The organism is Enterobacter sp. PL1, from assembly GCF_945957325.1.
GTDB lineage: Bacteria > Pseudomonadota > Gammaproteobacteria > Enterobacterales > Enterobacteriaceae > Enterobacter > Enterobacter roggenkampii.
Map to the genome: position 1 here is coordinate 1 of NZ_CAMFKT010000031.1, position 25403 is coordinate 25403.

General features: G+C 54.9%; 22 protein-coding genes, 1 tRNA gene and 1 pseudogene. 5 read left to right on the forward strand and 19 right to left on the reverse strand.

Annotated elements, in window-relative coordinates:
* From N6P30_RS21000 to proB, 5 genes and pseudogenes are all read right to left on the reverse strand, one after another.
* The coding region (locus tag N6P30_RS21000) for an RNA-directed DNA polymerase (RefSeq protein ID WP_260629975.1) at positions 1-802 on the reverse strand (802 nt) is incomplete at its 3' end.
* A 315-nt stretch (positions 803-1117) separates the two neighbouring features.
* Positions 1118-2290, reverse strand: a pseudogene (locus N6P30_RS21005) (tyrosine-type recombinase/integrase).
* A 165-nt stretch (positions 2291-2455) separates the two neighbouring features.
* Positions 2456-2531: transfer RNA gene (locus N6P30_RS21010), tRNA-Thr, on the reverse strand.
* 111 nt (positions 2532-2642) lie between these two features.
* Positions 2643-3896, reverse strand: coding sequence for a glutamate-5-semialdehyde dehydrogenase (gene proA / locus N6P30_RS21015; protein ID WP_023293205.1), 1254 nt, complete (start codon positions 3894-3896; stop codon positions 2643-2645).
* An 11-nt stretch (positions 3897-3907) separates the two neighbouring features.
* The gene (gene proB / locus N6P30_RS21020; RefSeq protein ID WP_008501877.1) at positions 3908-5011 is read right to left on the reverse strand and encodes a glutamate 5-kinase; all 1104 of its coding nucleotides are present in this window, start codon (positions 5009-5011) and stop codon (positions 3908-3910) included.
* A gap of 304 nt (positions 5012-5315) precedes the next feature.
* On the opposite strand from proB, the gene phoE reads away from it, so the two are divergent.
* Positions 5316-6368, forward strand: a complete 1053-nt coding sequence (gene phoE / locus N6P30_RS21025; protein ID WP_008501878.1) for a phosphoporin PhoE — start codon at positions 5316-5318, stop codon at positions 6366-6368.
* Between the two features lie 135 nt (positions 6369-6503).
* Here the strand turns inward: phoE and crl are convergent, their stop codons facing one another.
* From crl to gpt, 3 genes are all read right to left on the reverse strand, one after another.
* The gene (gene crl, locus N6P30_RS21030; RefSeq protein ID WP_008500249.1) at positions 6504-6905 is read right to left on the reverse strand and encodes a sigma factor-binding protein Crl; all 402 of its coding nucleotides are present in this window, start codon (positions 6903-6905) and stop codon (positions 6504-6506) included.
* Between the two features lie 57 nt (positions 6906-6962).
* Positions 6963-8207: an esterase FrsA gene (gene frsA, locus N6P30_RS21035; RefSeq protein ID WP_008500250.1), complete on the reverse strand. Its 1245-nt coding sequence runs from the start codon at positions 8205-8207 to the stop codon at positions 6963-6965.
* A 106-nt stretch (positions 8208-8313) separates the two neighbouring features.
* Positions 8314-8772 (reverse strand): xanthine phosphoribosyltransferase, encoded by a 459-nt coding sequence (gene gpt / locus N6P30_RS21040; protein WP_003863205.1) that lies wholly within the window; start codon positions 8770-8772, stop codon positions 8314-8316.
* 260 nt (positions 8773-9032) lie between these two features.
* Between gpt and pepD the strand changes: the two genes are divergently transcribed.
* Positions 9033-10490, forward strand: coding sequence for a cytosol nonspecific dipeptidase (gene pepD / locus N6P30_RS21045; RefSeq protein ID WP_023293206.1), 1458 nt, complete (start codon positions 9033-9035; stop codon positions 10488-10490).
* A 76-nt stretch (positions 10491-10566) separates the two neighbouring features.
* On the opposite strand, the gene dinB is transcribed toward pepD, so the two are convergent.
* The 8 genes from dinB to N6P30_RS21085 all read right to left on the reverse strand — a co-directional run bounded on the left by dinB (position 10567) and on the right by N6P30_RS21085 (position 17774).
* Positions 10567-11625 (reverse strand): DNA polymerase IV, encoded by a 1059-nt coding sequence (dinB, locus tag N6P30_RS21050; RefSeq protein WP_023293207.1) that lies wholly within the window; start codon positions 11623-11625, stop codon positions 10567-10569.
* Positions 11626-11733: 108 nt separating this feature from the next.
* A complete protein-coding gene (gene nqrM, locus N6P30_RS21055) occupies positions 11734-11937 on the reverse strand; it encodes a (Na+)-NQR maturation NqrM (protein ID WP_023615899.1) in 204 nt (67 codons plus the stop codon).
* Positions 11937-13160, reverse strand: coding sequence for an NADH:ubiquinone reductase (Na(+)-transporting) subunit F (gene nqrF, locus N6P30_RS21060; RefSeq protein ID WP_023293209.1), 1224 nt, complete (start codon positions 13158-13160; stop codon positions 11937-11939). The genes nqrM and nqrF overlap by 1 nt, the downstream gene beginning before the upstream one ends.
* A 10-nt stretch (positions 13161-13170) precedes the next feature.
* Positions 13171-13767: an NADH:ubiquinone reductase (Na(+)-transporting) subunit E gene (gene nqrE / locus N6P30_RS21065; RefSeq protein WP_008500255.1), complete on the reverse strand. Its 597-nt coding sequence runs from the start codon at positions 13765-13767 to the stop codon at positions 13171-13173.
* Between the two features lie 6 nt (positions 13768-13773).
* Entirely contained in the window at positions 13774-14412 is a 639-nt protein-coding gene (locus N6P30_RS21070; RefSeq protein WP_008500256.1) for an NADH:ubiquinone reductase (Na(+)-transporting) subunit D, read from the reverse strand.
* A complete protein-coding gene (locus N6P30_RS21075) occupies positions 14405-15199 on the reverse strand; it encodes a Na(+)-translocating NADH-quinone reductase subunit C (RefSeq protein WP_023293210.1) in 795 nt (264 codons plus the stop codon). Before N6P30_RS21075 ends, N6P30_RS21070 begins: the two co-directional genes overlap by 8 nt.
* A complete protein-coding gene (locus tag N6P30_RS21080; RefSeq protein WP_023293211.1) occupies positions 15192-16427 on the reverse strand; it encodes an NADH:ubiquinone reductase (Na(+)-transporting) subunit B in 1236 nt (411 codons plus the stop codon). The genes N6P30_RS21075 and N6P30_RS21080 overlap by 8 nt, the downstream gene beginning before the upstream one ends.
* 3 nt (positions 16428-16430) lie before the next feature.
* Positions 16431-17774 (reverse strand): Na(+)-translocating NADH-quinone reductase subunit A, encoded by a 1344-nt coding sequence (locus N6P30_RS21085; RefSeq protein WP_023293212.1) that lies wholly within the window; start codon positions 17772-17774, stop codon positions 16431-16433.
* 298 nt (positions 17775-18072) lie between these two features.
* Here N6P30_RS21085 and dpaA point away from each other — a divergent pair, with 298 nt between their 5' ends.
* On the forward strand, positions 18073-18813 hold the full coding sequence (gene dpaA / locus N6P30_RS21090) for a peptidoglycan meso-diaminopimelic acid protein amidase (protein WP_008500261.1): 741 nt from the start codon (positions 18073-18075) through the stop codon (positions 18811-18813).
* Here dpaA and N6P30_RS21095 read toward each other — a convergent pair.
* Positions 18784-19551 (reverse strand): class II glutamine amidotransferase, encoded by a 768-nt coding sequence (locus tag N6P30_RS21095; RefSeq protein ID WP_008500262.1) that lies wholly within the window; start codon positions 19549-19551, stop codon positions 18784-18786. The genes dpaA and N6P30_RS21095 overlap by 30 nt on opposite strands.
* Positions 19552-19599: 48 nt before the next feature.
* Positions 19600-20178, reverse strand: a complete 579-nt coding sequence (gene lpcA, locus N6P30_RS21100) for a D-sedoheptulose 7-phosphate isomerase (RefSeq protein ID WP_008500263.1) — start codon at positions 20176-20178, stop codon at positions 19600-19602.
* A 239-nt stretch (positions 20179-20417) separates the two neighbouring features.
* Between lpcA and fadE the strand changes: the two genes are divergently transcribed.
* Positions 20418-22862 (forward strand): acyl-CoA dehydrogenase FadE, encoded by a 2445-nt coding sequence (fadE, locus tag N6P30_RS21105; RefSeq protein ID WP_023293214.1) that lies wholly within the window; start codon positions 20418-20420, stop codon positions 22860-22862.
* Between the two features lie 108 nt (positions 22863-22970).
* Positions 22971-23741, forward strand: a complete 771-nt coding sequence (locus tag N6P30_RS21110; protein ID WP_008500265.1) for an amidohydrolase — start codon at positions 22971-22973, stop codon at positions 23739-23741.
* A gap of 57 nt (positions 23742-23798) precedes the next feature.
* Here N6P30_RS21110 and N6P30_RS21115 read toward each other — a convergent pair whose 3' ends face one another.
* Positions 23799-25400 carry a gamma-glutamyltransferase family protein gene (locus N6P30_RS21115; RefSeq protein WP_023293215.1) on the reverse strand — a complete coding sequence of 534 codons (1602 nt, stop codon included), beginning with the start codon at positions 25398-25400 and terminating at the stop codon, positions 23799-23801.
* Positions 25401-25403: the final 3 nt, after the last annotated feature.

Below are 25403 nucleotides of genomic sequence, written 5' to 3' on the forward strand. Positions count from 1 at the left end.
TTAGCCCTTCATTTTCCATTAATTTTTTACTAAGTAAAGTTAAAGTCTTATGAGCATCCTCTCTTGAGTTACAAAATATAATAAAATCGTCAACATAACGCTTGTAGTTAACCCTATTCATAGACAATAGCTTATCAATGGAATCAAGGGCTAGCTCTGCTAATATTCTTGATGAAGGACACCCAACTGGCACTCCATATGATTTTGTTTCACTAAATGTCTGTAGCAATTTCTTAATTTTACCAGAGTATTTTTTATTAGGATCTATTCTGTCTAGTGCATTTTCTAAACGATGGTGATATATACGTGGATAGAAATCTGCTATATCGCATGTAAGTACATACTTAATTTCATCTTTAGCACATTCGACAATGCTGTCTTCTTGGTATTTTCTCCATGAAATATCCTTATCAAAAAGTGAGCCCGCAGCAAGGTTTGGATTGAAACGATATGAATAAACAGACGTATTAGTAGATCTTATTTTCTCTATATCTTCAGCGATCTTCAAAACTAGACCAAGAAAAAAAGCATTCCAGAATGGATCAATTTGCGTTGCCCACCTGTAACCATAATAGCCGATGCTAGAAAAGCTATTAATCATGTTTGGTGGGACCTCTGTCCGTTTATTTTCAAAGTCATCAAATGTTTGCATTAATGCAGTTTTTACGATTTCCTTACGGTCTTCAAATAGCCGACTTTCAAATGGATATGGGAAAATATCTGTATCGCCGTGTCTAATAATATTTTCTAACGCGAGATCGAAACAATTCTCTAGCTTACTACTATCAAATTCATTGCTCATTACTATCTCCTTGAGTTAATTATTTCTTGTCCCACTATTGTAATAGGTGAGTCCATGATTATGAATAAAGCACATGACAATATGCTATACATACTTAAATTTCACTTTTTGAGAAAAGCAACTTATATTTCGCAAAAATACAGTTTCCATTCATTAGACGTGGTGCTTGGAATAGCTCAAAGGTTATATTCAACCATCGCGTAATAATATAATGCAAACAATGATAAGAAGAAATCAATACATTAATAACGGTTTTATAGGAGTTTTGGGAATAACCTTTATTTGAATGTGTAGCAATGTACATAATATTCTCACTTACCCCTTAATCAAAACGTAACTTGAATACCACTGCATCATATCCTGGCGCCGCTCAATATATTGAGCATGATTATAAGTACCTCTGATATTATTTTTATCTGTGTGAGCAAGCTGCATTTCAATCCAAGCCGAATCGTATCCTTTTTCATTGAGGATGGTAGATAAAGAATGTCTAAAACCATGACCGGTTACTTTCCCACCATAGCCAATACGTTTGATAATCTGATTTATACTCGCCTCACTCATAGGCTTGTTCGGATCGTTCCGTCAAGGAAAAACATAACGATAGTTTCCTGTCATGATCTTGAGTTCATTAAGTAAATCTAACGCTTGAGTCGACAATGGCACAAGATGCGCCCTACGCATTTTCATCCTTTCTGTAGGAATTATCCAAAGAGCGTTATCTAGATCAAATTCTGACCATGACGCTGCACGTAATTCGATGGTTCTAACACCTGTAATCATGAGTAATTTCGTTGCTATCTGGACAAGCTTACTCCCGGAGTAACCCTCTAAGGCACGCAGAAAATCAGGTATCTCATCAGCTTTTAGGAACGGGAAATGATTAGATTGGTGTACTTCGAGAGCGCTGTAAAGCTCTGCCGCAGGATTGTACTCCGCCCTACCTGTTGCAATTGCGTAGCGAAACACTTCGGAGCAAGGCTGACGTACTTTCCACACTTTCTACAACGCACAACGTTTCTCAATTTTACGCTGTACGTTCAGCAGCTCCAGCGGTTTAATCTTTCCCACAGGCCTTGTTCCAACATAAGGAAAAATGTCGTTCTTAAACGCTTCCATGATGTCTGATGCATATCCTGCCGACCATTTAGCAAATTTAAGTTGATGCCACTCTCTGGCTATCTTTTCGAAGGCGTTCTCTGACTCTGCTTGCATAGCCAGCTTTTGCTCTTTTCGAACCTCACAAGGGTTCTTTCCTTCTGCCACAAGTTTTCGCGCTTCATCACGACGGGAACGAGCATCGGCAAGGGTGATCGTTGGGTAAACGCCAAGCGAGATCATCTTGGGTTTACCGGCATAGCGATAGCGAAACCGCCAGCTCTTGCTTCCATTAGGTTCTATAAGCAATGACAAGCCTTGCCCATCCCCAAGCGTATAGGGTTTATCTTCAGGCTTAGCGCGGCGAATCTGCACATCGTTTAAAGGCATGTGTATAGGAATCCAGGACCGAACTGGACCATATACACAATCCTATACATATTCTGTATATATTCTGTATCGGTTTTTACTGGATGGTTACGGACAATGATGCACTAAAAAGACAGTAGAATTTTTACAAATCAGGCTATTTACGGACGTTTGAGGAATTTGAAATGGTGCCGATAATAGGAGTCGAACCTACGATCTTCGCATTACGAATGCGCTGCTCTACCAACTGAGCTATATCGGCCCTGAGAGGCCGGTTACGAGTGTAACCACGGGGCAAAAGGTTAGATCTATCCGGGTGATGCGTCAATGCCCTTTTGAATCAAACGGCTATTTTTGCATCACCCGTGATTATTTACGCACGAATCGTATCGTCGCCGAAGCCGATCCACTTGTACGTGGTCAGCGCTTCCAGCCCCATCGGACCGCGGGCGTGCAGTTTCTGCGTGCTGACCGCCACCTCAGCGCCGAGGCCGAACTGGCCGCCGTCGGTGAAGCGGGTGGAGGCATTCACATACACCGCAGAGGAATCCACTTCGTTCACGAAGCGATCGGCATTGCGCAGCGTACGCGTCAGGATGGCGTCAGAATGCTGCGTGCCATGCTCACGGATGTGCGCAATCGCGTCGTCAAGATCGCTCACGATTTTCACGTTCAGATCCAGTGACAGGAACTCGTCGTCGTACTGCTCCGCGTTGACGGGAACGACGTTAGCCGGGCCATCCTGCAGCAGCGAGAGCGCACTGGCGTCAGCGTGCAGCGTCACGCCGCTCTCTGCCATCTGTTTGCTCAGGGCCGGCAGGAAGGTGTTCGCTATGCCCTGATGCACCAGCAGCGTTTCAACGGTGTTACAGGTGCTTGGACGCTGGGTCTTCGCGTTCACGATAATCTTCAGCGCTGGTGCAATCTCAGCGCTGTCGTCTACCACGATATGACACACGCCGATACCGCCGGTGATCACCGGAATCGTCGACTGCTCGCGGCACAGCTTGTGCAGGCCCGCGCCGCCGCGTGGGATCAGCATGTCGATGTATTTGTCCATGCGCAGCATTTCGTTGACCAGCGCGCGGTCCGGGCTCTCAATTGCCTGCACGGCACCCGCCGGTAAGCCACACTCCCCCAGCGCCTGCTGAATGACTTTCACCGTCGCGGCGTTGGTGCGCCAGGTCTCTTTCCCACCGCGCAGAATGGCGGCGTTGCCGGTTTTCAGGCATAGGGAGGCGACATCCACCGTCACGTTTGGACGGGCTTCATAAATAACGCCGATAACGCCGAGCGGCACGCGACGGCGCTCCAGGCGCAAACCGCTGTCCAGCAGCCCACCGTCAATCACCTGCCCTACCGGATCGGGCAGATTGCAGACCTGACGAACATCGTCGGCGATGCCTTTCAGGCGGGCCGGGGTCAATGCCAGGCGGTCGAGCATCGCTTCGCTCAGACCGTTGCGACGCGCTTCCAGTAAATCCTGCTCGTTGGCGAGCAAAATCTCCTGGGACTGAGATTCCAGATAATCAGCGATTTTTTCCAGCACGCGGTTTTTCTCGCGGCTGGAAAGGAGCGCCAGTTTGTAAGAGGCGGCCTTCGCGGCGACGCCCATTTGTTCCAGCATGTTCTGGCTCCTTAACGAATAATCATGTCATCGCGATGCACGGCAACCGGGCCATATTCATAGCCCAGAATGGCGTCGATCTGCTGCGAATGGTGACCCGCGATGCGGCGCAGGGCATCGCTGTTATAGCGGCTTACGCCGTGGGCGATGTCGCGGCCTTCGAGGTTACGGATACGGATCACTTCACCACGGGAGAAGTTGCCTGTCACGCTTTTAATTCCTTTAGGAAGTAATGAACTTCCTCGTTCCAGAATCGCGGCGGTCGCCCCTTCATCGACGACGAGTTCGCCCGCAGGCGGCGCGCCAAATATCCAGCGTTTACGGTTTTCCAGCGGGGATTCCTGAGCGTGGAAGCGGGTGCCAACGGAGATGCCTTCCATCACGTCGCCAATCACGCCAGGGCGGCTGCCCGCGGCAATGATGGTGTCGATACCGGCGCGGCACGCCACGTCGGCGGCCTGCAGCTTGGTCCCCATGCCGCCCGTTCCGAGGCCGGACACGCTGTCACCGGCGATGGCGCGCAGCGCATCGTCGATGCCGTGAACGTCGGTAATCAGCTCGGCTTCCGGGTTAGAACGCGGATCGGCGGTGAACAGCCCCTGCTGATCGGTCAGAAGCAGTAATTTATCGGCGCCAGCCAGAATGGCGGCCAGCGCAGAGAGGTTATCGTTATCACCCACTTTGATTTCAGCAGTAGCAACGGCATCGTTCTCATTAATGACCGGAACGATATTGTTGTCCAGCAGCGCGCGCAGGGTATCGCGGGCGTTCAGGAAGCGCTCTCTGTCTTCCATATCCGCACGCGTCAGCAGCATCTGCCCGACGTGGATGCCATAGATAGAGAACAGCTGTTCCCAGAGTTGAATGAGTCGGCTTTGTCCCACGGCGGCCAGCAGCTGTTTAGAGGCGATCGTCGCGGGGAGTTCGGGGTAACCCAGATGTTCACGCCCGGCGGCAATCGCCCCGGAGGTCACAATTACAATACGATGCCCTGCGGCATGTAACTGAGCGCACTGACGTACAAGCTCAACAATGTGGGCGCGATTTAGGCGGCGCGATCCGCCTGTTAACACACTGGTACCGAGTTTTACCACCAGCGTCTGGCTGTCACTCATGATTCTCTGCCGTTCAACGATAAGGGAAAGTAATGTCGAACGAACGTTTTAGCAGGAGTCAGCCCCGTTGCCAACTGCCTTAGCACATCGCGAAACACTTTGTTGCGCGGGATCAGGAAGCGTAGCGGGAGAATTTGACACTTTTATTACCGAAATAATAAATCACAGTTTTTTAAAATTATTCTTAGTTTGTCATAAAAGTTTCATTCCAGAACGATAAAACCCTTCCTGTTTTTTCACGGGACTTAAGCATGAGCTTATCGTCCAGCGAATTTTTTAGCGCGTTTATAAGACAGGATCGAAAATGAAAAAGAGCACTCTGGCATTAATGGTTATGGGCGTAGTGGCTTCTGCATCCGTTCACGCAGCTGAAGTTTATAATAAAGATGGTAATAAGCTGGACGTGTACGGCAAAGTGAAAGCCATGCACTACATCAGCGATGATGCCACCAAAGATGGCGATCAGACTTACGTTCGTTTCGGTTTTAAAGGCGAAACCCAGATTAACGATCAGCTGACGGGCTATGGTCGTTGGGAATCTGAATTTGCGGGTAACAAAGCCGAGAGCGACTCCTCTCAGAAAACCCGTCTGGCGTTCGCGGGCCTGAAGCTGAAAAACTTTGGTTCTCTGGATTACGGTCGTAACCTGGGTGCGCTGTATGACGTCGAAGCATGGACCGACATGTTCCCTGAGTTCGGCGGCGACTCTTCCGCGCAGACCGATAACTTCATGACCAAGCGTGCGACCGGTCTTGCCACCTACCGCAACACCGACTTCTTCGGCGCGGTTGACGGCCTGGACATGACCCTGCAGTACCAGGGCAAAAACGAAAACCGTGACGCCAAGAAGCAGAACGGTGACGGTTTTGGTACCTCTCTGAGCTATGACTTCGGCGGCAGCGATTTTGCCGTCAGCGGTGCTTACACTAACTCTGACCGCACCAACGCGCAGAACCTGCTGGCGCGTGGTCAGGGGCAGAAAGCCGAAGCCTGGGCTACCGGTCTGAAATATGACGCGAACGATATTTATCTGGCAGCGATGTATTCAGAAACCCGCAATATGACGCCAATTTCTGGCGGATTTGCCAATAAAGCGCAGAACTTTGAAGTCGTTGCACAATATCAGTTCGACTTCGGTCTGCGTCCTTCCCTGGGTTATGTCCAGTCTAAAGGCAAAGATATCGAAGGTATTGGTGACGAAGACCTGGTGAAATATATTGACGTTGGCGCGACCTATTACTTCAACAAAAATATGTCCGCGTTTGTTGATTATAAAATTAACCAGATTGACGACGATAATAAACTGGGCGTGAGCAGCGATGATATCGTTGCCCTGGGTATGACCTACCAGTTCTAAGATTATCCGAATAAGAAAATCCCGGCAGATAAGCCGGGATTTTTTTGCCCGGTGGCGCTGCGCTTACCGGGCCTACGGGATAGTGCATTTTGTAGGCCGGGTAAGGCGAAGTCGCCACCCGGCGCTGTGACGCTATCAGGCAGTCAGCTTCACCGCTTCGCTGGAAAAATCATCCGCTGGCTCGAACTTAAGGTCCAGGGTGGCCAGCAGTGCGCTTGCTTTGTCGTGAAACTCTTTCAGGGTATATTCCAGGCGATCGATCACTTCCTGATCTTTAATGGTGGTGGCCTGCCAGTTACCGTCTTTATTAAACAGGCCAAACTGGTAGCTATACGTAAAGCGTTTTTCCTCTGCTTCCATTTCCATCCACCAGCCCCAGAATTCACGTTTTTCGGGTGCAGGCTTCACGTTGACGCATACAGCCAGGCAGTCGAAAAAAAAGCGATTCTCTTCACACTGCTCTTCTCGAATATACGGGCCAAGAGCCATGAACTTCTTAATCAATCTACTTTTCGGGTGTCCACTCGGTAACGTCATTGCGATCTCCTTTTGTGAAGCCACTGTTTTACCAAACCAGCGAAATTTAGCAATCTATTAACACAATCTCTGAGCGATCCAGCGCGTAATCTCTTTCAGAGCTTTATCGAAATTCTGATAGACCGGGCTGAACGGCACCTCAAGCAATTTGCCATCCGCAGATGACGACGTGATTAAGCGCGACTCTTCTTCCGGACTGAACGGATCGTTTTTCCAGAAACCCGACAGCATCGGCGTCGGGCAGCGACGTCCCAGCAACCCTTGCGTTTTTAACGAGTAGCGATTGAGCTCAACGCGCAGCGCTTCGTCTGATGCATCATGCATGCCAAGACGGCTGGCCAGCACATCAAGGTACATTTCGGGCACGCTCCCCTGGCGTGCGGGATCGCTGAGCAGAGCATGAACGACCGGTCCAAGGCAGGCGACAGCTTTCAGGCGGGAGGATTCAAGGTAAGCCAGACGCACCGCGACGTTTGCGCCAAAGCGGAAGCCGAATGCCGCCACGCGGGTGTGGTCAACCCACGGAATGTTTTCCAGCGCTTTTAGCGCATGCTGGTGCAGCAGGCTGGAATCCTGAGTCAGTTTCCATTTGGAGGAGAAGCCAATTGAGGGCATATCCAGCGTCAGCATCGCGATCCCTTTTGGTGCGAAGTAGCGCTCATACAGGCTGTAATAGTCAATTTGCAGAGAGTCGAGCCCGCCGCACATCAGCACGGTCGGGAACGGGCCTTCACCTTCGGGCATATGCAGGAACCCGGTAACGGGCGCCCCGCCCGGAACAGCGAACTCAAGCTCGCGCATCTGGCCCGGCAGGCGTTGAGCCGCCTCTTCGTAGGCGCGATTCGCCAGCGCCTGCGCCTGTTCGGCCAGCTCATCGCCTTTTAAATGCGGGTAGGCGGCAATGGCATAGAGGTTGGCCGCATGCAGCCAGTGTTTGCCGCTGCGCGTGGCATCCTCTTCCTGGCTGGCTTTTTGCTGCCAGAGCATCGCCTGTTTAGACCACTCGTAGATCCAGTTTCCGCCACGGTAGCCCACCACCGTATCATAGAGTTCGCTGTCGGTACGCTCGGCTTCACTCATCACGATACGTGCCTGCACATCAAGGATTTCACGGGGGTCGATACCGCGCCAGATCCACATCAGGCGGTTAATCATGCGATACCAGTGAGGCACGTTTTTACCGTCTAACGCAGACTGGACGGCAGGCTGAGTACCCGGATTGAAGCGACGCACCAGCGTCGACGTTTCAGGGTGTTTGAAACGGGGTTTGAAGAGAGTCTCGGTGAGATTCGCCTGCGTCATTGCATTGCCTCCATGAATACGTCGTATAGAGACTATTGTAACGCGCGTCAGACTAAAAAAAACAACGCCCGGCATCACCGGGCGTTAAATTAATTGCGGAACGTGATTAACGACCCGAGATTGGCGGTACGAAGACTACGCCCATATCCCATGGTTGTTCAATCCAGGTATCCTGCGGAATATCAATCACGTAATCGTCAACCAGCGGGCGGCCAGCAGGCTTCGCGAAGATAGTGACGAAATGTGCTTTCGGATACATTTCACGGATAGCCACTGCGGTACCGCCGGTATCCACCAGGTCATCAATAACGATGAAGCCTTCACCGTCGCCTTCCGCGCGTTTCAGCACTTTCAGCTCGCGCTGGTTGTCATGGTCATAGCTGGAGATGCAAACGGTATCGACATGACGAATACCCAGCTCACGTGCCAGCAGCGCCCCCGGTACCAGACCGCCACGGCTGACGGCAATAATGCCTTTCCACTGTTCGGAAGGCATCAGACGCGCAGCCAGTTTGCGTGCGTGAATCTGCAACATGTCCCAGGTGACGACGTATTTTTCGCTCATGTGAAGTGTCCCAGCCTGTTTTTATACGGCTTAAAAAGTGTTCGAGGGGGAAATAGGTTGCGCGAGATTATAGAGATCTGACGCACTAAAAACCAGTGTTTAGCGCCCTCTGCCTGAGTTTTTACATGCTTTATGCTACCAGCCAGCAGAGAAAGTGGTATTCTCAGTTTCATCTCGCAAGCCTGACTTGTGGTAACTATTAACCTGCTAACCCTGTGACCTGCAACCCTGTTTGCAGCGCCTCGACAAGGAGACTTATCGTGTCTGAACTGTCTCAACTATCTCCGCAGCCGCTGTGGGATATTTTTGCCAAAATCTGCTCCATTCCACACCCTTCCTACCATGAAGAACAGCTTGCCGAACATATTATGGGTTGGGCGAAGGAAAAAGGTCTGCATGCGGAACGTGACCAGGTTGGCAACATTCTGATCCGCAAACCCGCCACCGCAGGCATGGAAAACCGTAAACCGGTTGTGCTGCAGGCGCACCTGGACATGGTGCCACAGAAGAACAACGACACCGTTCACGACTTCACCAAAGACCCGATTCAGCCGTACATCGACGGCGACTGGGTGAAAGCGCGCGGCACCACCCTGGGTGCGGATAACGGCATCGGTATGGCCTCTGCGCTGGCCGTGCTGGCTGACGACAGCGTTGAGCACGGTCCACTGGAAGTGCTGCTGACCATGACCGAAGAAGCGGGCATGGACGGGGCGTTCGGTCTGCAGGCGAACTGGCTGCAGGCGGATATCCTGATCAACACCGACTCCGAAGAAGAAGGCGAGATCTATATGGGCTGCGCGGGCGGGATTGATTTCATCTCTACCCTGCCGCTCTCACGCGAAGCGATTCCTGCCGGTTTCCAGACCTTCAAGCTGACGCTGAAAGGGCTGAAAGGCGGCCACTCCGGCGGTGATATTCATCTGGGTCTCGGCAACGCCAATAAACTGCTGGCACGCTTCCTGGCAGGCCATGCGGCCGAGCTGGATCTGCGTCTGGTAGACTTCAACGGCGGCACCCTGCGCAACGCGATCCCGCGCGAAGCCTTCGCCACCGTAGCGGTTCCAGCGGCAAAAGCCGATGAGCTGAAAAAACTCTCCACCGTGTACCTGGATATCCTGAAAAACGAACTGTCGGCGAAAGAGAAGAACCTGACCGTGGTGCTGGAATCCGTCTCCACGGATAAAGCCGCGCTGACCGTGCAGTCTCGTGACACCTTCGTTCAGCTGCTGAACGCGACGCCAAACGGCGTAATCCGCAACTCTGACGTGGCGAAAGGCGTAGTGGAAACCTCACTGAACGTGGGCGTGGTGACCATGAGCGACGACAGCGCGGAGATCATCTGCCTGATCCGCTCCCTTATCGACAGCGGTAAAGAGTATGTGGTGAGCATGCTGGAATCTCTGGGTACGCTGGCGGGCGCAAAAACCTCCGCCAAAGGCAGCTACCCGGGCTGGCAGCCGGATGCAAGCTCTCCGGTGATGGCACTGGTGCGTGAAACCTACCAGCGTCTGTTCAACAGCACGCCGAATATTCAGGTGATCCACGCGGGTCTGGAATGTGGTCTGTTCAAGAAACCGTATCCGGATATGGACATGGTATCTATCGGGCCAACCATTACCGGTCCGCACTCGCCGGATGAGCAGGTTCATATCGAAAGCGTTGGTCATTACTGGACGCTGCTGACTGAACTGCTGAAGGCGATCCCAGTTAAGTAATACCCTCATCCCAGCCCTCTCCCACAGGGATAGGGTGAAAAACCCAGGCCCGGTAAGCGTAGCGCACCGGGCTTTTTTACAATCCTAATACCAGCTGTCGCTCTAACTGCGGATCCAGCAGCGTGACGTGCAATCCCACCAGCCTCACCCCTCGCCCTCCTCGTCGCTCTTCCCATGCCTTTTTTGCCGTCGCGATAAGATCGTCTTTATTCAGACGCGGCCAGACGTGTTCCTGCGTGGTCTGCTGAAAATCGTTGAATTTGAGCTTGATGCCCTGACGGGCAATCAGCAGGTCCGGTTTTAGCTTGCTTAAGCGTCGTTCCAGCTCAGGATAAAGCTGTTCCGTGATAATGGTTTCGCATTCGGACCAGTCATGAATATCTTCAATGAGGGTTCGCTCGACGCCGACGGATTTCCGCAGCCGTTCGCTGTTCACATCGCGATCGTCAATCCCCTGGCTGCGCTCCCACAGCACGCGGCCAAACTTCCCGAAGCGCTTGAGCAGCATGGCGAGGTCGCTTCGCTGCACGTCTTCGCAGGTGCGTAACCCCATGCTTTCCAGCTTTGCGGCGGAGACTTTCCCGACGCCGGGGATTTTGCCAAGCGGCAGCGTTTTTAAAAATGCAGGCACCTCTTCCGGCGTAATGACGTACTGGCCGTTGGGCTTATTTAAATCCGAAGCGATTTTGGCAAGGAATTTAACGGGCGCGACCCCCGCAGACGCCGTCAGATTCAGCTCGTTGAAAATCGTCTGGCGGATCTCCTGCGCCATCAGCGTGGCGGAGCCGTGGCAATGCACGCTGTCGGTCACATCGAGATAGGCTTCGTCCAGCGACAGCGGTTCTATCAAAGAGGTATAGCGGGAGAAGATTTCCCGAATATGAAGGGAAGCCTCTTTATAGGCGTCGAACCGCCCGGGCAGAAGCGTGAGATGAGGGCAAAGCTTTAAGGCCATCGCTGTCGGCATGGCGCTACGCACGCCAAATTTGCGCGCAGGGTAGTTGGCGGTGCTGATAACGCCACGCTGAACGCGGCTGCCGCCAATGGCGATGGGAATATCCCGCAGCGCCGGGTTGTCTCGCATCTCCACTGCGGCAAAAAAGCAGTCCATATCAACATGGATTATTTTGCGCATAGTAAGCCCTCACTCATCACTGGATAAGTATACAGTAAACAAATGAGGATTGAGAAGCAGATGTAAGAATGCCGGGTGGCGGCTTTGCCTTACCCGGCCTACAAAAACTTAAATAATGCGCTGCTGCTCGCGCGCCATGCGTTTTTTGCGGGCGTCGCACGGTTCCGGGCAGTCGCAGACTTTCTCCATACCTATGGAGGAAATACCGCCGCAGCTGCCCTGAATGCTTTTCCGCTTAACGATCCAGCCTAACGACATGCCAAAGATGACAAGTACAAAAACCACAAAGGTTGCCAGAAACGTCAGCATCATCAGCCTCCAAAGTCATCGAGCATGATGTTCTCATCTTCGACGCCGAGATCTTTCAGCATCTTAATCACGGCGGCGTTCATCATCGGCGGACCACACATATAGAACTCGCAGTCCTCGGGAGCCGGGTGCTGTTTAAGGTAGTTTTCATACAGCACGTTGTGGATGAACCCCGTATAGCCCGTCCAGTTATCTTCCGGCTGCGGATCGGAGAGCGCCACGTGGAAGGTAAAGTTCGGGTTTTCACGCGCCAGCTGTTCAAACTCATCATCGTAGAACATCTCACGCAGCGAACGCGCCCCGTACCAGAAGCTGATTTTACGCTTGCTGCCGAGCCGCTTGAGCTGGTCAAAGATGTGCGAGCGCATCGGGGCCATGCCGGCACCGCCGCCGATAAAGACCATTTCCGCGTCGGTATCTTTCGCGAAGAACTCCCCGAACGGGCCGGAGATGGTCACCTTATCGCCCGGCTTCAGGGACCAGATGTATGATGACATCACGCCCGGCGGCGCATCCGGCACATTCGGTGGCGGCGTGGCGATACGCACGTTGAGCATGATAATGCCCTTCTCTTCAGGATAGTTGGCCATCGAGTAGGCGCGCAGCGTCGGCTCTTTCACCTCAGATACAAAGCGGAAGAGATTGAATTTGTCCCAGTCGGCGCGGTACGCCTGCGGAACGTCAAAGTCCGCATACGCCACGGTATGCTCAGGGCACTCAATCTGAATGTATCCTCCGGCGCGGAACGGGACATCTTCCCCTTTCGGCACCCGCAGCTTCAGCTCTTTGATAAAGGTAGCTTTGTTATCATTAGAGATAACCTCACATTCCCATTTTTTGACGCCGAAAATCTCTTCCGGCAGTTCAATCTTCATGTTCTGACGCACTGCGACCTGACAGGCCAGACGGCAGCCCTCTTTTGCCTCACGCTTTGTGATATGCGACAGCTCGGTGGGCAGAATATCGCCGCCACCCTCTTTTACCGTCACGCGGCACTGCCCACAGGAGCCGCCGCCGCCGCAGGCCGAGGAGACAAAAATGCCGTTACCGGACAGCGTGTTGAGCAGCTTATCTCCCGCAGGCGTGCGGATCTGATTCTGCGGATCGTCGTTAATATCAATCACCACGTCGCCGGAATTCACCAGCTTCGCCCGCGCCGCCAGAATGAGCCCTGACAGCACCAGTACAATCAGCGTGAACATCACCACGCCAAGAATAATTTCCATCTGTTAGCCCTTATAGCTGCACACCGGAGAAGGACATGAAGCCCAGCGCCATCAGCCCGGTGGTAATAAAGGTGATCCCTAAGCCACGCAGGCCTGCAGGCACGTTGGCATATTTCATTTTTTCGCGGATCCCCGCCATGGTGACAATCGCCAGCATCCAGCCGATGCCGGAGCCGAAACCGTACACCACGGATTCACTGAAGTTGTAATCACGCTGAACCATAAACGAGACGCCGCCGAAGATGGCGCAGTTCACCGCGATCAGCGGCAGGAAGATCCCCAGCGCGTTGTACAGCGACGGGAAGTACTTATCGAGGATCATCTCCAGGATTTGCACCAGCGCGGCAATCACGCCAATAAAGGTGATGAAGTTCAGGAAGCTGAGGTCAACCCCTTCCACCAGCGCGCCGTCCCGCAGCACAAAGTTGTAGACCAGATTGTTAATCGGTACAGATAAGCCAAGCACCACGGTGACCGCGATACCCAGCCCAAATGCCGTCGACACTTTTTTGGACACCGCAAGGAACGTACACATGCCGAGGAAAAACGCGAGCGCCATGTTTTCAACAAACACCGCGCGCACAAACAAACTCAGGTAATGAGCCATCGTCGGTTACTCCTTTTCCTGCTGTTCTGGTCTCAAGGTACGAATCAGCCAGATCAACAAACCGATAATGAAAAATGCGCTGGGAGCCAGCAGGAACAGGCCGTTTGGCAGATACCATCCACCGTTTTGCACCGTGTCCAGCACCGTGATGCCAAACAGCTTACCGCTGCCAATCAGCTCACGCAGGAAGCCAACGGTCAGCAGGATCACACCGTAGCCGAGGCCGTTACCGATACCGTCCATAAAACTCGCCAGCGGCGGCATTTTCATGGCGTAGGCTTCCGCACGCCCCATCACAATACAGTTGGTGATGATCAGCCCGACAAACACCGAGAGCTGTTTGGAGGTTTCATAGGCGAAGGCGCGCAGCAGCTGATCGACCACGATCACCAGCGAGGCGATGATCGCCATCTGCACGATGATCCTCACGCTGTTGGGAATGTGGTGGCGGATCATCGAGATAAACATGCTCGAAAATGCCGTGACCAGCGTGACCGCCAGCGTCATCACCACCGCCGTTTCTAGCTTGGTCGTCACCGCCAGGGCTGAACAGACGCCCAGCACCTGCAGCGTGATCGGGTTATTGGCCAGCAGTGGGCCAATGAGCACCTTTTTGACTTCTTTCAGTTCACCGGTATCAGCCATTGTTCAGCGCTCCTTCACGTACGTTTTTCAGGAAAGGACCAAAACCCAGCTCGCCCATCCAGAAATCAAAACTGTGCTGCACGCCTTTGGAGGTGAGCGTGGCGCCGGACAGCCCGTCGACGGCGTAGTCGTCACCGGGACGTGCCGCCCCTTTCATCACCTTCAGCGCAGGCAGACCGTTATCGTCGAGCACTTTCTTACCGATAAACTGTGCCCGCCAGTTCGGGTTTTCGACTTCGCCACCCAGCCCCGGCGTTTCGCCCTGGTCGTAATACGTAATGCCTTTTACGGTACGGCCATCCGTATCAAGCGCCACAAAGGCATACATCATTGACCACAGGCCGTTGCCGTAGACAGGAAGCACCACTTCCTGAATGCGTTTTTGGGGGTCACGCACCAGATAAATTTCGGCGAGATTGCTGCGGCGCTTAATCCCGGCGGGATCTTGCGATGCCTCGAGCGTCAGGCTCATCTGCGGATCTTTCAGCGCCAGCGCCTGGTTATACTTCGCCGGATCTTTATCCAGCAGCTGGCCGGTTTTCAAATCCACCAGACGCGGTGAAATACGCTCCGCAAATACCGCCGAGACGTCGTCTGCACTCATCCCTTCCTGCATCAACCCGGCCACGGCCAGTATGTTGCGCTGTTTATCCAGCGCACGTTGCGCCTGCTGCAGGGGTTTTAACCCCACGGCAGAGCCGGCCACGACAATCGAACAGACCAGACAGAGCACCAGCACCACCAGCAGCGTTTTGCTGATACTGTCGTTATTTTTAACTTCAGCCACGCGCCTTCCTCCGCTTAATGTTGGCCCGCACCACCAGGTAATCGAAGAGTGGCGCAAACAGGTTGGCAAACAGAATAGCCAGCATCATTCCTTCCGGGTACGCCGGGTTGACCACGCGGATCAGGACACACATCGCGCCAATGAGCACGCCATAGCTCCATTTACCTTTGTCCGTAAACGAGGCTGAGACGGGGTCGGTTGCCATGAACATCATGCCAAACGCGAAGCCACCCAGTACCAGATGCCAGTACCAGGGCATGGAGAACATTGGGTTGGTGGTCGAACCGATAACGTTGAACATCGTGGCGGTCAGCACCATGCCGATCATCACGCCCGCCACAATTCGCCAGGAGGCCACGCGCCCAAACAGGATGATCGCTCCACCAATCAAAATCATCAGCGTTGAAACTTCACCAATGGAACCCGGAATGTTGCCAATAAAGGCATCAAACCAGGTTACAGGCTGACCCGTCGCGTTGTTCACCAGCGTTTCGCCACCGTGTGCCGCCCACTGTGAAAGCGGCGTCGCGCCGGAAAAACCGTCAGCCGCCGTCCAGACCAGGTCGCCGGAGATTTGCGCCGGATAGGCAAAGAAGAGGAACGCACGCCCCGCCAGCGCCGGGTTAAGGAAGTTCCGCCCGGTGCCGCCGAAGATCTCTTTGGCAATGACCACGCCAAAGCTGATGCCCAGCGCTGCCTGCCAGAGCGGTAGCGTCGGGGGGACAATCAGGGCAAACAGAATAGAGGTCACGAAGAAGCCTTCGTTGATCTCATGTTTACGGATGATGGCAAACAGCACTTCCCAGAAGCCGCCCACGATAAAGACCGTGATGTAAATCGGCAGGAAGAACACCGCCCCCAGCGTCATCATGCTCACCCAGCCCGCGTCTGGCGCAAAGCTCACCCCTAACGACTGGGCCAGGCGGTAGTGCCAGTCAGACTGAAGCACCTGCGTCAGCTGCTGCGCATCGTACATGTGGTGCAGCGCCGGAATGGTCTGCAGACCGACGTTGTACATCCCCCAGAACATCGCCGGGAAGACCGCAAACCACACCAGGATCATCATCCGCTTAAGGTCGATGGCGTCACGGACGTGCGCCGCTCCTTTCGTCACCAGCCCCGGCGTGTAGAAAATTGTCGCCGTGGCTTCATACAGCGGGTAGTACTTTTTGAGCTTCCCTTCGGTAAAGTGCGGCTCAATTTTTTCAAAGAGGTGTTTTAAGCCCATCGGTTATCCTTCCTGCTCAATGCGGGTTAACACCTCGCGCAATACCGGTCCATATTCGTATTTTCCCGGACAGACATAGGTACAGAGCGCCAGATCTTCTTCGTCCAGTTCCAGACAGCCCAGCGCCTGCGCGCTGTCGGTATCGCCGGCGAGCAGATCGCGCAACAGCATGGTCGGCAGAATATCCAGCGGCATGACGCGCTCGTAGTTGCCAATCGGGACCATAGCGCGCTCGCCGCCGTGCGTACTGGTCGAAAAGCTAAACAGCTTATTACGCAGGAAGTGCCCCAGCGTGGTACGGGTGACGGAGTATTTTTCCGCACCGGGCAGCACCCAGCCGAACAGCTCTTTCTCGCGGCCTTCCTGCACAATGCTGACCTGCAAATGGAAACGTCCCAGATAGGCGTGCGCCTGCACGGCATGGCGGCCACTGAGGACCGAACCGGAAATCAGCCGGTTTTCGCCTGCTTTGGTTTCTTCGTTCAGCAGTTCATTGATATTCGCGCCAATCAGCGTCTTCACCAGACGCGGGTTTGCAGCCTGCGGCCCACCGATGGCGATGATGCGTTCCGCGCACAGCTCCCCGGAGGTGAAGAGCGTACCGATGGCGATGACGTCCTGATAATTAAGATGCCAGACCTGTTTCGTCAGGCTCACCGGCTCAAGGAAATGGATGTGCGTCCCGACCAGACCCGCCGGATGCGGGCCAGCAAACTCATTAAACGTGACCTGCCCCTGAGGATGACCGCCAAGCTTGCCGCCACCGGCCTGGCAAACGTGGACTTTTCCCGACGTCAGACGGGTTAAAACGGTAAGCCCGGCATCAAAGGCTTTGCGCTGTGCCAGGATAACCGGCTGCGGATCCACGCTGAGCGGGTTGGTATCCATTGCTGTGACGAAAATCGCGGCCGGTTCCGTGCCGGGAACCGGGGATTTACTGAAGGGACGCGTGCGAAGCGCGGTCCATAAACCGGACGCCAGAAGCTGAGCCTGAACAGCCTCACGGCTCAGCGACGCGAGGTCTGCGGCATCGTAACGGGCGAATTCACGCTGTTCATCGCCTTCAATGCGGATCACCACCGACTGCAGAACGCGCCGTTCGCCACGGTTGATCGCCACAACGGTGCCGCTCGCGGGGGCTGTAAACATCACGCCGGGATTTTTTTTGTCCTCAAAGAGCGCCTGTCCTTTGATCACGCGATCGCCTTCCTGTACCAACATCGAAGGTCGCATTCCCAGGTAGTCGTCGCCCACAATGGCGACATGACGGACACTTGCGCCTGTCGAAACGTGCTGCGCGGGCACGCCTGCAATCGGCAGAACAAGTCCTTTTTTGATTTTAAACATGTGGTTAGCAGGTTTCCATGAACAACAATCCAGTGGCCGCGAAGTGTAACATTTTCCCCTTCTCGCGGGCAGCGAATCCGCCGTCGCGCGCGCCAAATTGCGAGCTAATGCGCAAAGTTCCTGGAGCCATCGCGATTTTGATGGTTTATAAAGTAAAACTAATTTGTAAACTCACCGCCCGGCTCTTGCGAAAATCTATAGCGGTGCTAATGTGAGCGCTCCTAACAGAATAATCTGATTTCGGGTCTCTTTTGCCGTCCTGGCAAGTTGGTCATGGTTTTATCAAGGAACTAGTAGTATGCGTAAAATCGCATTGTTCATTGCGATGCTTCTGATTCCGTGCATGTCGTTTGCCGGACTGCTCAGCAGTAATAGCTCAACGACGCCGATCAGCAAAGAATATAAACAGCAGTTAATGGGATCGCCGGTTTATATTCAGATCTTCAAGGAAGAACGCACTCTCGATCTGTTTGTAAAAATGGGTGAGACGTATCAGCTGCTTGATAGCTACAAAATATGTAACTACTCCGGTGGATTAGGGCCAAAACAGCGTCAGGGCGATTTCAAAAGTCCGGAAGGGTTTTACAACGTTCAGCGTAGCCAGCTCAAACCAGACAGCCGTTTCTATAAAGCCATCAATATCGGTTTCCCGAATGCCTATGACCGTGCACACGGTTATGAAGGTAAATACCTGATGATCCACGGTGCCTGCGTGTCTATCGGCTGCTACGCGATGACCGATTCCGGCATTGATGAGATTTTCCAGTTTGTCACCGGCGCGTTGGTCTTTGGTCAGCCAAACGTTCAGGTCAGCATCTATCCGTTCCGCATGACGGATGCCAACATGGCGCGTCACAAGTATTCGTACTACGCGGATTTCTGGAAACAGCTGAAACCCGGCTATGACTACTTCGAGCAGACTCACAAGCCGCCTGTTGTCTCGGTTGTGGATGGCCGTTACGTGGTCAGCAAGCCGCTGAGCCACGAAGTTGTCCATCCACAGCTGGCGTCAAATTACACGGTCCCCGAGACAAAATAGCACCCACTCGCCTGGCATAATCTTTTGCCAGGTTTCGTTGCCCGTCAGCGGCTGCGTTGCAATAACAGTGACCACATCGTTCGGTGTGGTCTCCTTCTGAAAGTCTATCTCCACATCCTGATCGAGCAGCGTTGCCACGCCAAACGGCGCACGGCGGGTGATCCAGAACAAATTCGTCGAGCAGAACGCCATCACATAGCGGCCGTCTGAGAGCAGCATGTTGAACACGCCTTTTTCGCGTAGCTCGGTCGCCAGCGTCGCGATGTATTTAAACACGGCAGCCATATTGCCTGGCGTGCGGGGATAGCGCTCCGTCAGCTTGTGCAGCAGCCAGCAGAAGGCTTTTTCGCTGTCGGTTTCGCCTACCGGGCGGAAATTGCCCGTTTCCAGCGACTTATAGCCCGTGAGTTGCCCGTTGTGCGCGTAGGTCCAGTTTCGGCCCCACAGCTCACGGGTAAACGGATGGGTATTTTCCAGCGCCACTTCGCCACGGTTAGCCTGGCGAATATGGGCGATCACCGAGCGGGACTTGATAGGATAGTCCTGCACCAGTTTGGCAATCGGTGAGTTAAAGCTGGGCTGTGGATCTTTGAACGTGCGACACCCTTTGCCTTCGTAGAAGGTGATGCCCCAGCCGTCTTTATGCGGCCCGGTTCCCCCACCGCGCTGAACCAGCCCGGTGAAGCTAAAGCAGATATCGGTTGGCACATTGGCGCTCATCCCGAGCAGTTCGCACATACATCACCTCCACAACAGCGGGGGGCACCGGCGCCCCCCAGCGAAGTCTTACTTAGCCATCTCTTTTTCGATCAGCTGGATCAGGATGTGGATCACTTTGATGTGAATTTCCTGAATGCGGTCAGCATAACCGAAGTGCGGAACGCGAATTTCAACATCCGCCGTACCGTCCATCTTACCGCCATCTTTGCCCGTCAGGGTGATGACTTTCATCCCTTTTTCACGTGCAGCAGTAATCGCTTTGATCACGTTACCGGAGTTGCCGGAGGTAGAAATCCCCAGCAGCACGTCGCCTTCACGGCCTACCGCTTCAACGTAGCGAGAGAAGATGTGGTCGTAACCGAAGTCGTTGCCTACGCAGGAGATGTGGCTCACGTCGGAAATCGCAATCGCCGGGTAGCCAGGACGGTTTTCGCGATAGCGTCCGGTCAGCTCTTCTGCGAAGTGCATCGCGTCACAGTGAGAGCCGCCGTTACCGCAGGAGAGCACTTTGCCACCCGCTTTGAAGCTGTCGGCCAGCAGGACCGCCGCGCGCTGAATAGCGTGAATATTGGCATCATCTTTCAGAAAGTTCGCCAGCGTTTCCGCCGCTTCGTTCAGTTCGTTACGAATAAGATCCTGGTACATGAGGATAATCCTTCAGTATTGATGAAATAACACAGTGGAGTGTACCGGATAGCGGGAAAAGCGAGAAGCTAAAGCCATGCGAAACGTCCGGCGTTTTGCTTTTTCGTGCCGGGTAAAACGCGAACAATGTGAACCAGGTTGTAATTATTTTGTAAACACATTGCTAAAGGAAATAACATCAACTACAACCATATCATCACAAGTGGTCAGACCTCCTACAAGCAAGGGAGCTTTTCTTTATGATGATTTTGAGCATTCTCGCAACCGTTGTTCTGCTCGGTGTGTTGTTCTATCACCGCGTAAGTTTATTCCTGAGCAGCCTGATTCTTCTGGCCTGGACGGCTGCGCTTGGCGTCGCAGGTCTCTGGACTATCTGGCTTTTAGTCCCTCTTGCCATCATCCTTCTGCCGTTTAACTTTGCCCCGATGCGTAAATCAATGATCTCTGCACCGGTGTTCAAAGGCTTCCGCAAGGTGATGCCGCCCATGTCGCGTACTGAAAAAGAGGCGATTGATGCGGGCACCACCTGGTGGGAAGGCGACCTGTTCCAGGGCAATCCAGACTGGAAAAAGCTGCATAACTACCCGCAGCCGCGTCTGACCGCGGAAGAGCAGGCGTTTATTGACGGCCCGGTAGAAGAAGCCTGCCGTATGGCGAACGACTTTGCCATCACCCATGAAATGGCCGACCTGCCGCCAGAGCTGTGGGCGTACCTGAAAGAGCATCGCTTCTTCGCGATGATCATTAAGAAAGAGTACGGCGGTCTGGAATTCTCCGCCTACGCTCAGGCTCGCGTGCTGCAAAAGCTGGCAGGCGTTTCCGGCATCCTGGCGATTACCGTTGGCGTACCGAACTCCTTAGGCCCAGGCGAACTGCTGCAGCATTACGGTACGGAAGAGCAGAAAGATCATTACCTGCCGCGTCTGGCTCGCGGTCAGGAAATTCCTTGCTTCGCGCTGACCAGCCCGGAAGCAGGCTCCGATGCGGGCGCGATTCCGGATACCGGCGTGGTCTGCATGGGCGAGTGGCAGGGCGAGCAGGTGCTGGGCATGCGCCTGACCTGGAACAAGCGTTATATCACGCTGGCCCCTATCGCCACCGTGCTGGGTCTGGCCTTTAAGCTCTCTGACCCGGAAAGACTGCTGGGCGGCGAAGAAGATCTGGGCATTACCTGTGCGCTGATCCCAACCTCCACCCCAGGCGTTGAGATTGGTCGTCGTCACTTCCCGCTGAACGTGCCGTTCCAGAACGGTCCAACCCGCGGCCAGGATATCTTTGTGCCGATTGATTACATCATCGGTGGTCCAAAAATGGCCGGTCAGGGCTGGCGTATGCTGGTGGAATGTCTGTCGGTGGGCCGCGGCATTACCCTGCCGTCGAACTCAACCGGCGGTCTGAAGTCGGTGGCGATGGGGATTGGTGCCTACGCGCACATCCGTCGTCAGTTCAAAATCTCCATCGGCAAGATGGAAGGTATCGAAGAGCCGCTGGCGCGTATCGCGGGCAACGCCTACGTAATGGACGCTGCCGCCACGCTGATTACCTACGGCATTATGCTGGGCGAAAAACCAGCCGTACTGTCGGCCATTGTGAAGTACCACTGTACCCACCGCGCGCAGCAGTCAATTATTGACGCGATGGATATCGCGGGCGGTAAAGGCATTATGCTCGGCGAAGGCAACTTCCTGGCGCGCGGCTATCAGGGCGCACCGATTGCCATCACCGTGGAAGGGGCAAACATCCTGACCCGCAGCATGATGATCTTCGGTCAGGGCGCAATTCGCTGCCATCCATACGTGCTGGAAGAGATGGCCGCGGCGCAGAACAACGACGTGGATGCCTTCGATAAGCTGCTGTTCAAACATATCGGTCACGTGGGCAGCAACAAGGTGCGCAGCTTCTGGCTGGGCCTGACGCGCGGCCTTACCAGCGCCACGCCGACCGGCGATGCAACCAAACGTTATTATCAGCATCTGAACCGTCTGAGCGCCAACCTGGCCCTGCTGTCTGACGTTTCCATGGCGGTGCTGGGCGGCAGCCTGAAGCGTCGCGAACGTATCTCTGCCCGTCTGGGCGATGTGCTGAGCCAGATCTTCCTGGCCTCTGCGGTCCTGAAACGTTACGACGACGAAGGCCGTCAGGAAGCGGATCTGCCGCTGGTGCACTGGGGCGTGCAGGATGCGTTGTATCAGGCTGAACAGGCGATTGACGATCTGCTGGCGAACTTCCCGAACCGCTTCGTGGCAGGCGCCCTGCGCGTGGTGATCTTCCCGACCGGTCGTCACCATCTGGCACCGTCCGACAAGCTGGACCACAAAGTGGCGAAGATCCTGCAGGTTCCGAGCGCAACCCGTTCCCGCATCGGCCGCGGTCAGTACCTGGCACCGACGCCGCATAACCCGGTGGGTCTGCTGGAAGAGGCGCTGCTTGACGTGATGGCCGCCGATCCGATTCACCAGAAGATCTGTAAACAGCTGGGCAAAAACCTGCCGTTTACCCGTCTGGACGAACTGGCAAAACAGGCGCTGGCCGGTGGCATTATCAGTAAAGATGAGGCCGCTCTGCTGGTGAAAGCCGAAGAGAGCCGTCTGCGCAGCATTAACGTGGATGATTTCGAGCCGGACGAGCTGGCGACGCAGCCGGTAAAGCTGCCGGAGAAGCACCGCAAACCTGAAGCGGCATAACGCGTTTCGCTTACCTAAACCCCGCCTCGCGCGGGGTTTTTTATTGCCACATTTTCTCGTTATGTCGTGCTACAGTGTCAAAAAGTGGTCGTTTGAGGAGCCTGTATCGTGCCTGGTCTGAAGATTTCTATTTTGCAGCAACCTTTAGTGTGGATGGATGGCCCCGCCAACCTGCGCCACTTTGATCGTCAACTCGAAGACATTACCGGACGTGATGTGATTGTCCTGCCGGAAATGTTCACCACCGGCTTCGCCATGGAAGCGGCAAAACAGTCAATGCCGCAGGAGGAGGTGGTCGCCTGGATGCATGCCAAAGCGCAGCAGACCAACGCGCTGATTGCCGGTAGCGCCGCGCTGCAAACGGAGCGCGGCCCGGTGAACCGCTTCCTGCTGGTCGAGCCGGAAGGAAAGGTGCATTTCTACGACAAGCGCCACCTGTTCCGCATGGCGGATGAGCACCATCACTATGAAGCCGGTAACGAACGCGTGGTGTTCGAGTGGCGCGGCTGGCGTATTCTGCCGCTGGTCTGCTACGACCTGCGCTTCCCGGTGTGGTCGCGTAACCGCAACGATTACGACCTGGCGCTGTATGTTGCCAACTGGCCTGCACCGCGCTCCCTGCACTGGCAGTCGCTGCTCGTGGCGCGCGCGATTGAGAACCAGGCGTACGTGGTGGGCTGCAACCGCGTGGGGACGGACGGCAACGGGCATCACTATCGCGGCGACAGCCGGGTGGTGAATCCGCAGGGCGAGATTATCGCCACCGCCGAGCCGCATCAGGCGACGCGTATTGATGCGGAGCTGTCCTTGACGGCGCTGAAGGAGTACCGGGAGAAGTTTCCGGCGTGGCAGGATGCGGATCCTTTTAGCATTGAGTGAAAAAAAAGCCGGGTGGCGGCTACGCCTTACCCGGCCTACCAATGTTGCTCGCTTCTTTTAACTCACCAACGCCTGCCCGTCTTTGCGGCTTTCCGTCGCGGCCACGTAGTGTCCTTCCGGCAGGCGGTAAATCACCTGCGCACCACCGAAGTTGTAATCCTGAAGCGGATCTTCCACCACGATCTGATGCCCGCGCTCGCGCAGCGCGGCAATCGTGTTGCGATCGAACGTCGATTCAACGATCACCTCCCTGCCCTGCACCACGCGCCAGCGCGGCGCATCGATTGCCGCCTGCGGGTTTTGCCCGTGCAGCATGATGCGCAGCGCCATCTGCATGTGCCCCTGCGCCTGCATCGGGCCGCCCATCACGCCGAAGGACATCAGCGGCTTGCCGTTGCCGTCCATCGCAAAGCCCGGAATGATGGTGTGGAACGGGCGCTTGCTCCCCGCCAGCGCGTTCGGGTGATTTGGATCCAGCACAAAGCCGCAGCCCCGGTTTTGCAGGCTGATCCCGGTATCCGGCACCACAATGCCTGAACCGAAGCCCATATAGTTGGACTGAATAAACGAGACCATCATCCCGCTGGCGTCCGCGGTGCTAATGTAGACCGTGCCGCTCTGCGTCGGGGAACCGTAGACAAAATCGGACGCGCTGTCGTGGTTGATCAGCGCCGCGCGCGACTTCAGGTAATGGTCGCTCAGCAGCTCTTTCGCCGCAAACGCCATGTGTGCTTCGTCTGCCACGTAGCGGTCGAGATCCGCCAGCGCCAGCTTCATTGCCTCGATAGAGAGATGCAGAGACTGCACGGAATCCGGATGATGCTTCTCAATGCCGCACTGCTCAAGAATGCCGAGCGCAATCAGCGTGGCGATCCCCTGCCCGTTTGGCGGCAGCTCCTGCACCGAGCCGCCCGCAAAGTCGCGTGACAGCAGTTCTACCCAGTCCCCGCGGTGGTTGGCCAAATCCTCGGCCGTCAGGTGCGCGCCATGCTCTCTGGCGAAGGCGGCAATTTTCTGCGCCAGCTCACCGCGGTAAAAGGCTTCGCCGTTGGTGCGGGCAATCAGCTCAAGCGAATTCGCCTGCGCCGGGTTAAGGAAGATCTCCCCCACGCGCGGGGCGCGGCCTTCCGGCGCGAAGCAGGCGCTGAAGCCCGGCTGATCTTTCAGCTTGTTATAGCCGCGCTGCCAGAGATGCCCAATCAGCGGGGAGACCGGGAAGCCGTTGCGCGCGTAGTCAATGGCGGGCTGCGCCAGGGTGGTCAGCGGCAGCGTGCCGAAGCGTTCCGCCAGGGCGACCCAGCCGGATACCGCCCCCGGCACGGTTACCGCGTCCCAGCCGATTTCGGGCACCGCGGTTTTTCCGGCAAACAGATCCGCGTGCCAGCTCGCAGGCGAACGACCTGAGGCGTTCAGGCCGTGCAGCTTTTCACCGTCCCAGACGATAGCAAAGGCGTCGCTGCCGATGCCGTTGCCGGTCGGCTCGACCACCGTCAGCGCCATGGCGGCGGCTATGGCCGCATCCACGGCATTCCCGCCCAGCTGCAGCATCTTCATTCCCGCCTGCGCCGCCAGCGGCTGAGACGTCGCAACGGCGTTATGGCCCAGCATCGGCGGGCGGCGTGAAGCGTAACCGGACGTAAAATCTAGCGCTTTGGTCATCAT

What these genes read in the sequence shown, in the direction of transcription:
- crl (WP_008500249.1), bottom strand. Translation starts at nt 6,905, where the DNA reads ATGACGTTACCGAGTGGACACCCGAAAAGTAGATTGATTAAGAAGTTC.
- nqrM (WP_023615899.1), bottom strand. Translation starts at nt 11,937, where the DNA reads ATGATGCTGACGTTTCTGGCAACCTTTGTGGTTTTTGTACTTGTCATC.
- phoE (WP_008501878.1), top strand. Translation starts at nt 5,316, where the DNA reads ATGAAAAAGAGCACTCTGGCATTAATGGTTATGGGCGTAGTGGCTTCT.
- proA (WP_023293205.1), bottom strand. Translation starts at nt 3,896, where the DNA reads ATGCTGGAACAAATGGGCGTCGCCGCGAAGGCCGCCTCTTACAAACTG.
- lpcA (WP_008500263.1), bottom strand. Translation starts at nt 20,178, where the DNA reads ATGTACCAGGATCTTATTCGTAACGAACTGAACGAAGCGGCGGAAACG.
- N6P30_RS21085 (WP_023293212.1), bottom strand. Translation starts at nt 17,774, where the DNA reads ATGTTTAAAATCAAAAAAGGACTTGTTCTGCCGATTGCAGGCGTGCCC.
- N6P30_RS21115 (WP_023293215.1), bottom strand. Translation starts at nt 25,400, where the DNA reads ATGACCAAAGCGCTAGATTTTACGTCCGGTTACGCTTCACGCCGCCCG.
- dinB (WP_023293207.1), bottom strand. Translation starts at nt 11,625, where the DNA reads ATGCGCAAAATAATCCATGTTGATATGGACTGCTTTTTTGCCGCAGTG.
- proB (WP_008501877.1), bottom strand. Translation starts at nt 5,011, where the DNA reads ATGAGTGACAGCCAGACGCTGGTGGTAAAACTCGGTACCAGTGTGTTA.
- nqrE (WP_008500255.1), bottom strand. Translation starts at nt 13,767, where the DNA reads ATGGCTCATTACCTGAGTTTGTTTGTGCGCGCGGTGTTTGTTGAAAAC.
- gpt (WP_003863205.1), bottom strand. Translation starts at nt 8,772, where the DNA reads ATGAGCGAAAAATACGTCGTCACCTGGGACATGTTGCAGATTCACGCA.
- frsA (WP_008500250.1), bottom strand. Translation starts at nt 8,207, where the DNA reads ATGACGCAGGCGAATCTCACCGAGACTCTCTTCAAACCCCGTTTCAAA.
- N6P30_RS21080 (WP_023293211.1), bottom strand. Translation starts at nt 16,427, where the DNA reads ATGGGCTTAAAACACCTCTTTGAAAAAATTGAGCCGCACTTTACCGAA.
- fadE (WP_023293214.1), top strand. Translation starts at nt 20,418, where the DNA reads ATGATGATTTTGAGCATTCTCGCAACCGTTGTTCTGCTCGGTGTGTTG.
- nqrF (WP_023293209.1), bottom strand. Translation starts at nt 13,160, where the DNA reads ATGGAAATTATTCTTGGCGTGGTGATGTTCACGCTGATTGTACTGGTG.
- N6P30_RS21095 (WP_008500262.1), bottom strand. Translation starts at nt 19,551, where the DNA reads ATGTGCGAACTGCTCGGGATGAGCGCCAATGTGCCAACCGATATCTGC.
- N6P30_RS21070 (WP_008500256.1), bottom strand. Translation starts at nt 14,412, where the DNA reads ATGGCTGATACCGGTGAACTGAAAGAAGTCAAAAAGGTGCTCATTGGC.
- dpaA (WP_008500261.1), top strand. Translation starts at nt 18,073, where the DNA reads ATGCGTAAAATCGCATTGTTCATTGCGATGCTTCTGATTCCGTGCATG.